Genomic DNA, 10972 nt, shown 5'->3' with positions numbered 1-10972 from the left:
CCGTCTACGGGGAGAAGGTGGCCTGAAAGGCCGGATGAGGGGCAGAGCGATCCTTCGAAGGTTGGCTCTCTGCCTCTCATTTGCTTACCGCCGCGGCGCCCCATATCGCGCCGTTGCCGCCAGCAGAACGCCCAGCATCAATCCGTTGATCGTGTGCCACAGGAAGTGCGTGCCCAGCGGCATCGCTTCGCAGACAACCGGATCGATAGCCCGGAATGTGACGGACGCGCAGAACATCAACGCCGCGACGATGTTGTACCAGCCGGCCGGGTTGCCCGCGCGGATCACCACCATGCCGAAGAAGATCAGCGCCAGGAACGGCGGAAGATAGCCTGTCGAGCCATTCGTCGCCTCCCGCAGCCAGTCGGGGACCATCAGCGTGATGATCGCGGCGGTGATGTAGAAGCCGATGAAGACGGCGAGCGCTCTGGGCCATGCCATGCCGACGAAGCGGCGCAGGTTCAACCATGTATAGGCAAGCGTAAAGCCCGCAATCGGCAGGATATCGGCCCACATCGTCAGCCGGTTGGCGAAGGTATGGAACAGGAACGAGCCTATGCCGATCGCCACCGCCCACCACGCCAGCGCCTCGGCGAAGGCGCCGGTACCGCGCCTGCGAACCTCATAGACGCCCCAGAGCCCGGCGAGGACGAAGGCCAGGTTTGTAAGCGCGTTGACCGGTTCCGACCAGAATTCGGGACCTGTCCGCTCGCAATAAAGATCGAGATGGGTGTGAAGTTCATCGAACATGATCGGTTCTCGTGATAGTGCCGGCTTGGTATAAGCGTTTCACCGCAACGTGACTTTCCGTTGAAGCCTGTGCTGCCTAATCTGTACGCAGACTTCGACGGGCTTCCAGCCTGAATCCGAAACGACTACCGGGAAATTCCGTGGGCTTTAGAAACCTCAGGCTGGTGACGGCCGTTTTCCTCTTTGCACTGCCCTATGGCGCGGCTGCAGGGGATCATGTCAAGCGCCCGCGTGCCGTGGTCGAGCTGTTTACAAGCCAGGGGTGCAATTCGTGCCCGCCCGCGGACGAACACCTCAGCGCACTCGCCCGGTCCGGTGACGTCGTCGCCCTGTCCTACCATGTCGATTACTGGGACTATCTCGGCTGGCGCGATACGCTTGCGACGCCCGACAACACGGCTCGCCAGCAGGAATACAGCCGCACCTTCGGCAATCGATCCGTCTACACGCCCCAGGCCGTCGTCAACGGCCGCCATCAGTTGAACGGCGCCAAGCGCAGGAAGCTCGATGCCGCGATCGAACGCATGGAGGGCACCGTCGAGGGCATGACCGTCGATGTCGACGTGACCTATTCCGGCGACAGCGTGATTATCGAGACGGGCGCCTCGGATCGGAAGATCAGCGAGGCGCAGATCGTGCTGGTCTATTTCGATCCCGCCACGGAAGTCGAGATCAAACGCGGCGATAACAAGGGCCGCTCCTTCGTCTATCTGAACTCGGTATCAAGTTTCCACACCGCCGGAATGTGGCACGGCAGGAAGACGCGCTTCGAACTGCCGATGAGCGAGATCGTCAAGAAGGCATCCGGCGGCTGCGCCGTGCTCGTCCAGGAGATGAAAAAAGGCGGCCTTCCCGGGCCCATCCTCGGCGCGGCGATCATCACCGTTCCGCAAAGCTGACGCGGCAGCAGACAAAACAAAACCGACGCCGAATTTCTCCGGGCGCCGGCTCTTGTCTTGCTTTGGGATCGTTCTGCTGCCGATATCTGGGGTCTTGAGACCCGGAGTTGGTTCGATCCGACCTTGACCCCGTGGGCGGGGGGCTTGGGGTTACAGGGCCATGCCGGACCGAACCGTCTCAGGCAACGAGGGGATGTTCGCCAGACTTTGAGGCGGTAGCTGGGATAAAAGAAGGCGAGAATGTGGCAGAACATCACCAATGGAGACAGGTGGTGCGTGTTCGTGATCTGGCTGTAACGAAGCGTTACAAGGGCGCGAACAGCGAGAGCGGTGGATGCCACAAGTGGCTTGCAATTGGCCCGGTGACGCGCGACCTTTCATGTGTCGTCGAACTGTCACGAAAGGCTGCTGCATGACCGATCACGGCACGGGCGCGGAGGGTAGGGACGATTCCGCGATATTGATCCCCCTCCATGAGGCCCGTCGAGAACGCGACGCATTGCCGGTCACGTTTCACCGGCGCGAGCTGGACATGATCCTCAGGATATATGGCGAGATGGTCGCCGCCGGAGAATGGCGCGACTACGCGATCGACCACCTTCGGGACCGCGCCGTGTTCTCGGCATTCCGCCGCACCAGCGAGGTGCCGCTCTACCAGATCGTGAAGACCCCGGCCCTGGCGCGAAAACAGGGCGCGTTTTCGGTGGTGGCCGCCAACGGCCTTATCCTGAAGCGGGGCCACGAGCTTCCCCGCGTTCTGTCGGTGTTCGACAAGCCGCTCAAGCTGGTCAGGGCCTGACAGGCGTTCGTCCTACCGGGGCTCGGCGAGATCGAGCGGATGGACGATGAGGCGCCCGTCGCTGTCGGCGACATAGGCGCGTATTCCGTAGACATCGCGAAGCCGGTCGGGCGACAGCACGTCGGCAGGTGTGCCCTGCGCGACTATCTTGCCGCCGTCGATCAGGATCAGCCGCGTGCACCACCGCGCCGCGAGCCCCAGGTCGTGCAGCGACACCAGCACGCCCTTGCCTTCACCGGCGAGTTCCGCAAACAGCCGCATCAGCGCAATCTGATGCGAGGCGTCCAGACCCGCCGTCGGCTCGTCTGCCAGCATCAGCGGGGCTTCCTGCACAAGTGCGCGCGCGATCAGCACCCGCGCCTTCTCGCCGCCTGAGAGGTCGGTTGCGGGCCGTTCCGCGAAGGCCGCCACATCCATCCGGCGCATCGCCTCGACGATTGCCTGCTGGTCGTGGACGCTCTGTGAAGCGAAAGCCCGCAGATGGGGTGCGCGGCCGAGCGACACCAGGCGGTGCACCGTCACCGGCCATGCGATCTCGCGCTCCTGCGGCAGATAGGAGACGAGCCGCGCGCGGTCCCGCGATGCTATCCCGCTCGCCGATCGACCGGCGAGTTCGATGCCGCCCTGTGACGGGGTGAGGCCGAGAATGGCCCGCAGGAGCGTCGACTTGCCCGCGCCGTTCGGCCCGATCAGCCCGACGAACTCGCCCGACTGGATTTCGAGCGACACGCCGTCGAGTACATCGGTGTTGCCGAGTCTTGCCCGCAGGTCCGAGATCGCCAGCAAGGTCACAGCATGGTCCTCCGCGTGCGCCAGACGAGCCACAGGAAGAACGGCGCGCCGACGATCGCCGTCAGAACGCCCAGCTTGAGGTCGCGGTCAGGAGCGATGACGCGCACGAGAACGTCTGCCGCCAGCAGCACCGACGCGCCACCGAGCGCGCTGGCGGGCAGGAGGCGCGACGGGATCGATCCGACGAGCGGGCGCAGAATGTGCGGCACGACGAGGCCGACGAAGCCGATCGCGCCCGCCACCGCAGTCGCCGCGCCAACCGACGCCGCCGTACCGAAGATCGCGAGGAACTGCACGCGGCGCATGTCGATGCCCATGCTCGACGCCGCGTCGGGGCCAAGCGTCAGCGCGTCGAGCGGACGGGCAAGCGCCCCCAGCATCGCCCAGCCGATCAGAATGAACGGGGCCGCCAGCCAGACATGGGTCATCGAACGGTCAGTCAGCGATCCCAGCATCCAGAAGACGATCTCCAATGCGGCGAACGGGTTGGGCGAGAGATTGAGCGCCAGCGATGTCATCGCGCCCGCGAAGGCCGAGATCGCGACGCCCGCGAGGATGATCGTCAGCGTTCCGCCGCCGATACCCGCCATGGCGCGGACCAGAAGCACGGCGACCACCGCCCCGCCGAGCGCTGCGATCGGGAGGCCAAGCGGGAAGGCCGCAGAGAAGCCGGTGTAGATCGCGAGCACCGCGCCAAGCGATGCGGATGCGCTGATACCCAAAAGTCCGGGTTCGGCCAGCGGATTGCGCAGGAAGCCCTGCAGAACCGCGCCCGACAGGCCGAGCGTCGCGCCGATCATCAGCCCCAGTATCGCGCGCGGCAGGCGGATTTCCCGCATGATCAGCGTGATTTCGCCAGCATCGCCTGAAAACAGGGCGCGCATGCTGTCGCCGAAGCCGATCGCCGCCGGCCCGACCGTCAGCGACAGCATGAACAGGCCGGCAGTGAGCGCGCCCAGCAGCGCCATCAGCAAAGTGAAACGGGGTGGGTTTCTCATTGCGCCTTGGTGCCCTGCGCTGCATCACGAAGCAAGCGCACGGCATCCAACGTGAATGGCGCGCCGCAAATCCAGAGGCTGTCCGGCACCGTCACCACCTTGCCGGCATCGTAGAATGCGCGAAAGGCTGGATGGACGAAATTCTCCTGCGCCAGAGCTGGCCGGTCGTAGCTGGTGGTGCCCGTCACGACGAGGTCGGGGTGACCCGCAAGCAACGCTTCGAGCGGCATGCGCGTCCCGCCCATGACGCCCTGTTCGGCTGCCATGTTCGTCAGGCCCGCGGCGTTCATGACGGCGTTGGTCAGCGTGCCGGCGCCTGTCGTGTAGCTGTTGGAGGAGTAGGCCACCGCGACCGTGTCCGACCGTGGCAATGCTGCCAGTTCGGCAACGCCGTCGTCGAACGCGCGCAGAAGTTCAGCCGCGCGGTCCTGCCTGCCGAGCAGGTCGCCGACGCGGGTGATCGCGGTGCGAATGTCCTCGAAATTGTTCGCCGGCGCGAATTGCTCGACGCGGAAGCCGAGCCGCCGAAGAAGCTCGACGGTCGTGCGGGCGGTAAAGGTTCCGGCGAGAACGAGGTCGGGCTTCATCAGGAAGACCTCCTCGGCCAGCCCGTGATTGGCCGGATAGGCTTTGGCTTCCTCGACCATCGTCGATGTGTCGGGATTGGCCGCGAGACGGGACACCGAGTGGATCTGGCCCTCTCCCGCGATCAGCATAGCGAGCTGGTCCGTGCAGACGTTGATGGAGACGACGCGGCGCGGCGGTTCCTGCGCGCCGCCCTGCTGCGCCGAGGCGAGCAGGGCGGCGGCGAGAACAGCCATGAAAGAGTGACGCCGCGTCGTCATGAGGTCAGAACGTCCGCGAGAAGCTGACGTTCACGGTACGGCCCGGCGCCCGGTAGTTGTTGACGGTGGCGTAGTCCTCGTCAAAGACGTTTTCGATCGACACCTTCAGCGCTGACGCTTCATCGAATGCGTAGTTCGCCGACAGATCGAGTATCGTGTAGTCGGGCAGTTTCACGAGGTTCGCGGCATCGCTGAAGCGTGACGCGGCGAACGAAACCCGCGCACCGAGGTCCAACTTGTCGGTCGCGCTGAACGTCACCTCGGCCGACGCCTTGAAGCGATCCTGTCCGGGCAGGTAATTGCCGCTTATCGAATCACGCGGATCGCGAATGTCGATCGTTCCCCGGGCAAACCAACGCTCGTTGAAGCGATGGTCGATCGACGCTTCGAAACCGGTGACCTTGACGCGCTCGAAATTGGCCGGCTGCCAGAAGCTGAATGGATCGGTCGGATCGATCGGCGCCCAGGCGATCTGGTCGCGGACCCAGCGCTGATAGAAGGCGACATCGAAGACAGTTGCTTCGGTAGCCTGCCACCGCAAACCGACTTCGTAGGAGCGTGATGTCTCTGGCTTCAGGTCGGGGTTCCCATCGAACGGCCAGTAGAGGTCGTTGAAGGTCGGTGCGCGAAAGCCGGTTGCGTAGGAAGCGCGGCCGACGAGCCCCGGTACGAACTCGTAGCTGGCGCCGACATTATAAGTGGTCGCCCCACCGAACTGGTCGTTGTGATCATGCCTTATGCCGAGATCCACGGTCAGCGCATCGAAGGCAAGCTGGTGCTGCGCGAAGACTGCGGCCAGCGTGCGTCCGTTGACCTCGTAGCTGTCCTTCGGACCGACATTCTCGCGATAAACCTCGACGCCGCCGTTGAGGACATGCTGCAGATTTCCGGTCGCGAAGGATTTTTCGGTGGCAGCGAAGAAACCGTAGCGATTGGTGTCGAAACGGGATTCCTCGCCCCGGCCGAACGCCTTCGAATGGTCGATGCCCGAAATAAATTCGATGGTCGATTCCCAATCGTCGGTATGGATCAGACGCGTGCCGACCTTGCCGGCGAAGACCGTGGAATCGGACTCGTTGGCCCCTGATGGGACGCCGAGAAAGTTCCTGCTGTCATATTGGGTGCGGGCGCGGGAGAAGACGCCGTTCGCGTAAAGGTCGCCCCAATCGAAGGCCTTCGAGAGCGAGAAATGACCGCTGCCTTGCAGGAAGCCGTCATCGTCGAGCTCGACCGGCCAGGTGGTAAAGTCGTAGCCCCTCGTGCCCCGCACGAGACCGCCGAATACGAAGTTCAATCCGTCTTCGGTCTGCCCCTGAACGTCGGCTCCGACATGTCCGCCCCACGGATGTGAAACGCCGGCCGTCACCGTCGTGCAGACATTGTTGCCGTTCACGCAGGGAGAGCCGCTCTTGGTGATGATGTTGATGACGCCGCCTATGGCGTCGGAGCCGTATTGCGATGAATGGGCACCGCGGGCGATCTCGATCCGCTCGATCGACTGAAGTGGCACGGTGAAGAGCGTCGTCGATCCCGATGTCGCCGAGCGCGTATTGACGCCATTGATGAGGATCAGGGTTTGTGCGGGCTTCGCGCCACGCAGCGAAATGCCACCGGACGATCCGAGGCCGCCATTGGATGTCACCGTAATACCGGCAAAGGTCCGCAGGAGCGATGGGAGATCGGCAGCAGGCGACCGTTCGATCTGCTCCGCCGGAATGACCGTGACCGATGAGGTGCTGCGCTCCAGCGACGATTCCCGGCGCAGGGGTGTCGTGACCACCAGACGCTCGAGTTCGATCGCCTCGCTCGGGCTCTGCTCCGCTTCCTGCGCGAATGCGCTTCCGCCAAGCCCGATGGCCAGTGCGCTCACCGTCAATGTAAGCCGTTTCATTGCTGCCTCATATGTTCCTTGAGGACAGCCCCCGGCCGCCCCCGATTTGTCAGGGACCACAGGCTGAAACCGATGCGGGTTGTTTCGCGCGGACGCGCTTGAACCCCGGTCGTCTCCGGACTGCGGCAACACTTTTCGAATGTCACCGCGACGGACGACCGCGCCTGGACACACCCCGTATCCAAGCATGGGTGACCGGAACTGGCAGGTCTCCTGGCTCCCGTGTCATCGCCTTTTTCTTCCGCCTTCCCGACCATTGCGGTCAGTGGCGTCTGGAAGATGGCTCAACGGTTACAGTTGCGGGGGCAGCCGCGGCTTTGATCTCCCTGGGGAGTTCGTACCGCGTTCCCATTTTCATCCACCTTGCGGCGGAACCTGTTCCAGTCGGGAAACTACCGGGCGCGCGATGCGCCGTCAACGCGTCCCACTGGCTTTTAAGCAAGACTTCTGGCCAAGGGGTCGCGCGCAATTGGACCCTGTCGCGTGAGACAAAGTCGCGCGGAGCGTTTCAGCGCGAAATAGTGTCTTCGCTGCCTGGCATTGCCGTTTGCCAGATCGGGGCTTCGATGAGGTCGGCGGCGATCTTCAGGCCGGTGTAAAGATCGTTTTCCCTGCCGTAGGCGATACCCAGTTCGGACAGGGATGCCGCCTTCATCGCGACGGTCCCGATGGCTGCGGCAAGGGCATCGCTCGAAAATGGCTGATCGACGACGAGGCCAGCACCGCTGCGCGTGACATGTTCGGCAAAGCCGCAATTGGACGTCGTCACAACCGGCAGTCCGTTGATCAGGGCTTCGAGGATGACGGCCCCCGTCACATCGACGCGCGCGGGGTGAACAAGCATGTCGGCAGCCGCCATCGTATCGAGCCAGAGGTCGCCGGAGAGGTAGCCGAGCCACTGAATGCGCTGCTTGACTCCCGCGGCGGCGGCGAGACGCAGGATGGGCTGCGCTTTACGATCGCCGGATGACAACCCGCCGACGAGCAGGCGCGCATGAGGATGGTGCGCAAGCGCGGCGACGGCGCGATCAAGCCCCTTTATCTCCGGCTGGAGCCCTAGCCACAGCCATGCCGTATCGGTGCTCGACAGGCCAAGCGCAGCGCGGCGGTCGGCACGATTTCCGGCGGAGCGGCGTTCCGGCTGGCGTCTGCCTACGTCTACGGATGGCGGCATCAACGGGACGCGGGCCGGTGGTGTCGCGTGAGCGGCGATGTAGGCTTCCGCTTGCGGGCGAGCCAGGCAAATGATGCGTGTCTTCGCTTGAATGCCGAATACGCCCGCCTCCAGCGATGCCATGATCCGGTGGCGCCGCGACAGCCGCTTGTAGACCGGTATGGTCGCCCTGGTTCGGGGCATATCGGCACAGAAAAGGATGTCTGCGTGGGGTACGGGCTGGAAGGTTACGGTCCTGTCGAAGCCTTTGGCTGTGGCATTGACGAAATCATATGCAAAACGCTGCATTCGGGCATGGTTCGAAAGAGGTCTCCAGCGCGGCGACAACTGGACCACCGTGGACGGCAAGGGGTCAGTAGCCCGGACGCAAAACAGGGTAACTTGGTGGCCGCGTTCACCCAGTTCTCGCGCAAGTCGAATGCACTGGTCTTCAAGACCGCCCCGCACGGCAAGACTATAAATGCCAAACGCTATCCGCAGAGGTGACGGATGTTTCTCACCGCTGCGAGCGGGCAGCGCGTATCGACTATCCTCGCTCATCGTCTCTCGAATATCGGCGGAACTATTACGCTTCTGACATGATCGTTTCCTCGCCGCAATCTCGTAAAGAAATGGCGGTGGCCTGCGGGAGATTGTGGAACCGGTTGAAAACCTGTCGCAGAAGGGCCAGATGGGCGTCGTGGCGATCGCCCGACCCGTTTGCCCGGGGTAAAGACTTCAATGGCGCCCAGGCGGACGCCCGCTGGACCTGATCTCGTGACCGACACGATCCTCATAATCGGACCGACCTGGATCGGCGACATGATGATGGCGCAGAGCCTGTTCATGACGCTGAAGCGCGAGCGCCCGGGCGTGACGATCGACGTCGTGGCTCCCGGATGGAGCCTGCCGCTTCTCGCCCGCATGCCGCAGGTGCGCAAGGCGACGGCGACACCGTTCGACCGTGGTGAACTCGCGCTCGGCCAGCGCCGCGCCTTCGGGCGTTCGCTTCGCGGGGAGGGATATTCCCAGGCAATCGTGCTGCCAAACTCGCTCAAATCGGCGCTGGTGCCGTGGTTCGCCGGCATTCCACGCCGCACGGGCTGGCGCGGCGAGATGCGCTACGGCCTGCTCGACGATCTGCGCCGGCTCGACAAGCAGCGTTTCCCCATGATGGTCGACCGGTTCAACGCGCTCGCCTTCGATGCAGATACGATGCGCAGCGCGGATGATTTTCCCCAGCCGCACCCAAATCCGTCGCTCGTCGCCGACAAGGGCAATCGCGACGCGGCGATCGCGAAATTCGGCTTGGTAGCGGATGTGCCGGTGCTGGCGCTGTGTCCCGGGGCCGAGTTCGGTGTGTCGAAGCGCTGGCCGCCCGAGAAGTACGCCGAGATCGTCGACATGGCCGGTACGGGAAAGCAGATCTGGCTCTTCGGCTCCGCAAACGACACCGCGACCTGCGATGAAATCCTTGCGCATCTCGAGCCGGAAGTCCGGCGGCGCTGTCACAACCTTGCAGGCAAGACGTCGCTCGCCGAAGCGGTCGATCTGCTTTCCATGGCGGATGGGGTGGTCACCAACGATTCCGGCCTCATGCATGTCGCCGCCGCGCTCGGACGCCCGCTTGTGGCGGTCTACGGCTCGACCTCGCCCGATTTCACGCCGCCCTTGAGCGATGCCAGCCGCATCGTCCGCCTCGGCCTCGACTGCAGCCCGTGCTTCAAGCGCGAGTGTCCGCTGGGGCATCACAACTGCATGCGGGCGCTTCCCGCGAGCATGGTCCACGAAGCACTGGACGAGATGGTGCCCGCGCGATGAAGGTGCTTGTCGTCAAGACGTCGTCGATGGGTGACGTGATCCACACGCTGCCCGCGCTGACCGACGCGACACGGGCGGTTCCGGGCATCCGGTGCGATTGGGTGGTGGAGGAAGGGTTTGCCGAGGTGCCGGCGTGGCATCCGGCGGTGGACCGGGTGATCTCCGTCGCGCTGAGGCGTTGGCGAAAGTCACCCTTGCAGACGATCCGCAGCGGCGAATGGAAGCGGTTCCGCGATGTGCTGCGGGCGACAGAGTATGACGCGGTTATCGACGCGCAGGGCTTGCTGAAGAGCGCCGTGCTCGTCACGCGCACTGCGCGGGGTCCCAAATTCGGGCTCGATCGCGCTTCGGCGCGTGAGCCGCTCGCGGCGCGCTTCTACGATCGCCCGCTTGCCGTCGCCAAGGGCCAGCACGCCGTCGAGCGCGTGCGGCAACTCTTCGCCCAGGCGCTGGGCTACGATGTGCCGGAGGGTATGGGGAGCTATGGCATCGCCGGACACTTCGCCGCCAAGCCCGAGGTCACGCCCAGCCTCGTCTTCCTGCACGGCACGACACGCCACGAGAAACATTGGCCGGAGGATTACTGGCAGGAGTTGATTGTGACTGCGATCTCTGAAGGCTGGCAGATCAAAATGCCATGGGGCAACGAGGCCGAGCGCGCGCGCGCCGAGCGGCTGGCGATGTCCTCTCCATCGGTGGAGGTCCTGCCCAGACTTCGGCTCGGGGAGGTCGCGCAGGTGCTCGCGGATGCGGCGGGCGTCGTGTCGGTCGATACCGGCCTGTCGCATCTGGCGGCGGCGCTTGGCCGGCCCAATGTCGTTCTGTTCGGCCCGACCGAACCCGGCCTCGTCGGGGGGTATGGCGAGCGCCAGATTTGCCTCAAGGCCGCGCATTTCCCTTCTGTCGAGCGGGGAACCGACCCTGCGGTGTTCGCACCATTGACGCCGGACATCGTATGGAGCCATTTGCGGGCCATTGTGGAGCGGCCCAAAGGCTCGTAATCGCTTCCCCCAAAGTCAGATTC

General features: G+C 64.2%; 10 protein-coding genes and 1 riboswitch. Of the genes, 4 read left to right on the top strand and 6 right to left on the bottom strand.

The window, feature by feature from the left end; translation table 11 throughout:
- Positions 1-84: 84 nt before the first annotated feature.
- Positions 85-750 carry a ceramidase domain-containing protein gene (locus tag AAFN55_RS20455; protein WP_347800820.1) on the bottom strand — a complete coding sequence of 222 codons (666 nt, stop codon included), beginning with the start codon at positions 748-750 and terminating at the stop codon, positions 85-87.
- A 140-nt stretch (positions 751-890) separates the two neighbouring features.
- Between AAFN55_RS20455 and AAFN55_RS20450 the strand changes: the two genes are divergently transcribed.
- Together AAFN55_RS20450 and AAFN55_RS20445 are read left to right on the top strand one after the other, a co-directional pair.
- Entirely contained in the window at positions 891-1649 is a 759-nt protein-coding gene (locus AAFN55_RS20450) for a DUF1223 domain-containing protein (protein WP_347800819.1), read from the top strand.
- A gap of 412 nt (positions 1650-2061) precedes the next feature.
- A complete protein-coding gene (locus tag AAFN55_RS20445; RefSeq protein ID WP_347800818.1) occupies positions 2062-2448 on the top strand; it encodes a DUF2794 domain-containing protein in 387 nt (128 codons plus the stop codon).
- Between the two features lie 12 nt (positions 2449-2460).
- Here the strand turns inward: AAFN55_RS20445 and AAFN55_RS20440 are convergent, their stop codons facing one another.
- The 5 genes from AAFN55_RS20440 to AAFN55_RS20420 all read right to left on the bottom strand — a co-directional run bounded on the left by AAFN55_RS20440 (position 2461) and on the right by AAFN55_RS20420 (position 8688).
- Positions 2461-3240 carry an ABC transporter ATP-binding protein gene (locus AAFN55_RS20440; protein ID WP_347800817.1) on the bottom strand — a complete coding sequence of 260 codons (780 nt, stop codon included), beginning with the start codon at positions 3238-3240 and terminating at the stop codon, positions 2461-2463.
- Positions 3237-4238 carry an iron ABC transporter permease gene (locus AAFN55_RS20435; protein WP_347800816.1) on the bottom strand — a complete coding sequence of 334 codons (1002 nt, stop codon included), beginning with the start codon at positions 4236-4238 and terminating at the stop codon, positions 3237-3239. The genes AAFN55_RS20440 and AAFN55_RS20435 overlap by 4 nt, the downstream gene beginning before the upstream one ends.
- Positions 4235-5059: an ABC transporter substrate-binding protein gene (locus tag AAFN55_RS20430; RefSeq protein ID WP_347800815.1), complete on the bottom strand. Its 825-nt coding sequence runs from the start codon at positions 5057-5059 to the stop codon at positions 4235-4237. The genes AAFN55_RS20435 and AAFN55_RS20430 overlap by 4 nt, the downstream gene beginning before the upstream one ends.
- 28 nt (positions 5060-5087) lie before the next feature.
- Complete coding sequence (locus tag AAFN55_RS20425; RefSeq protein ID WP_347800814.1) at positions 5088-6974, bottom strand: TonB-dependent receptor; 1887 nt, start codon at positions 6972-6974, stop codon at positions 5088-5090.
- A gap of 185 nt (positions 6975-7159) precedes the next feature.
- Positions 7160-7368, bottom strand: a riboswitch (cobalamin riboswitch).
- 114 nt (positions 7369-7482) lie between these two features.
- Positions 7483-8688 (bottom strand): glycosyltransferase family 4 protein, encoded by a 1206-nt coding sequence (locus AAFN55_RS20420; protein WP_347800813.1) that lies wholly within the window; start codon positions 8686-8688, stop codon positions 7483-7485.
- 216 nt (positions 8689-8904) lie between these two features.
- Here AAFN55_RS20420 and waaF point away from each other — a divergent pair, with 216 nt between their 5' ends.
- Both waaF and rfaC read left to right on the top strand, forming a co-directional pair.
- Positions 8905-9948: a lipopolysaccharide heptosyltransferase II gene (gene waaF / locus AAFN55_RS20415; protein ID WP_347800812.1), complete on the top strand. Its 1044-nt coding sequence runs from the start codon at positions 8905-8907 to the stop codon at positions 9946-9948.
- Positions 9945-10949 (top strand): lipopolysaccharide heptosyltransferase RfaC, encoded by a 1005-nt coding sequence (rfaC, locus tag AAFN55_RS20410; RefSeq protein WP_347800811.1) that lies wholly within the window; start codon positions 9945-9947, stop codon positions 10947-10949. The genes waaF and rfaC overlap by 4 nt, the downstream gene beginning before the upstream one ends.
- Positions 10950-10972: the final 23 nt, after the last annotated feature.

Source organism: Mesorhizobium sp. CAU 1732, assembly GCF_039888675.1.
Taxonomy (GTDB): domain Bacteria; phylum Pseudomonadota; class Alphaproteobacteria; order Rhizobiales; family Rhizobiaceae; genus Aerobium.
The sequence above is the reverse complement of the archived record's forward strand: the minus strand, read 5'-3'. Positions and strand labels throughout refer to the sequence as shown.

What these genes read in the sequence shown, in the direction of transcription:
- AAFN55_RS20455 (WP_347800820.1), bottom strand. Translation starts at nt 750, where the DNA reads ATGTTCGATGAACTTCACACCCATCTCGATCTTTATTGCGAGCGGACA.
- AAFN55_RS20445 (WP_347800818.1), top strand. Translation starts at nt 2,062, where the DNA reads ATGACCGATCACGGCACGGGCGCGGAGGGTAGGGACGATTCCGCGATA.
- AAFN55_RS20435 (WP_347800816.1), bottom strand. Translation starts at nt 4,238, where the DNA reads ATGAGAAACCCACCCCGTTTCACTTTGCTGATGGCGCTGCTGGGCGCG.
- AAFN55_RS20430 (WP_347800815.1), bottom strand. Translation starts at nt 5,059, where the DNA reads ATGGCTGTTCTCGCCGCCGCCCTGCTCGCCTCGGCGCAGCAGGGCGGC.
- AAFN55_RS20425 (WP_347800814.1), bottom strand. Translation starts at nt 6,974, where the DNA reads ATGAAACGGCTTACATTGACGGTGAGCGCACTGGCCATCGGGCTTGGC.
- AAFN55_RS20420 (WP_347800813.1), bottom strand. Translation starts at nt 8,688, where the DNA reads ATGAGCGAGGATAGTCGATACGCGCTGCCCGCTCGCAGCGGTGAGAAA.
- rfaC (WP_347800811.1), top strand. Translation starts at nt 9,945, where the DNA reads ATGAAGGTGCTTGTCGTCAAGACGTCGTCGATGGGTGACGTGATCCAC.